At 33.2% G+C, this 467-nt stretch carries 1 protein-coding gene; it reads right to left on the reverse strand.

The features are described 5' to 3' along the window. The coding region (locus Q8G36_RS28645) for a hypothetical protein (RefSeq protein ID WP_305275347.1) at window positions 1-467 on the reverse strand (467 nt) is incomplete at both ends.

The raw sequence follows: 467 nt of genomic DNA on the forward strand, positions 1-467 counted from the left end.
ATTGACTTTCCTTTTCCGATAGTTGGCCGATCATTTGAGTGTAATTTTCAATTTCATGTTTAAAGTTTTCGATAACTTGTTTCTGCTGTTCTTCCTTTTCGGAAAGTTCGATCATGGCTTTTTCTAAACTTTCAATGTCCACCTTATATTGACTTTCCTTTTCCGATAGGGTGCCGATCATTTGAGTATAATTTTCAATTTCATGTTTAAAGTTATCGATAACTTGTTTCTGCTGCTCATCCTTTTCAGAAAGTCCGATCATAGCTTTCTCTAAGTTTTCAATCTCCATTTTATATTTATTTTCTTGTTCAGATACAACGCTAATCGTTTGATTTAAATCATCGATTTCTTGTTGATGGAAGTTCTCTTTTTCCTTTAGATCGGTAATCATCTGTTCCAAATTCTCAATGTTCACTTTATATTGACTTTCCAGTTCCGATAGGTGGCCGATCTTTGAAATGTAATTT

It is taken from the genome of Peribacillus frigoritolerans (assembly GCF_030676415.1).
In the GTDB taxonomy this organism is placed as follows: Bacteria; Bacillota; Bacilli; order Bacillales; family DSM-1321; genus Peribacillus; species Peribacillus frigoritolerans_A.